Below are 211 nucleotides of genomic sequence, written 5' to 3' on the forward strand. Positions count from 1 at the left end.
ACAACATCTACCCCATTTCTCTAGAAGGTATTCTCGGACTTCATACCCCACCAACTCTCCCTGTTGATACTCGACACTAGAGATTTCTGGGTGAGTGCATCAGTTGGGTATCAAAACGGACAAGTTCCATTGAGATAGCGCTAATGGGACAGAAACGCTTCAATCGATTTACCCACGTCAGAGTTGTCAGGACTCGGTGTTGAAGACTAGG

1 pseudogene is annotated in these 211 nt (G+C 46.4%); it reads right to left on the reverse strand.

What is annotated here, in order from left to right:
- Nucleotides 1-211, reverse strand: a pseudogene (locus LKK83_RS00565) (RRXRR domain-containing protein); the annotation flags it as partial.

This window comes from Phormidium sp. CCY1219 (genome assembly GCF_035615515.1).
Classification (GTDB): domain Bacteria; phylum Cyanobacteriota; class Cyanobacteriia; order Cyanobacteriales; family Laspinemataceae; genus CCY1219.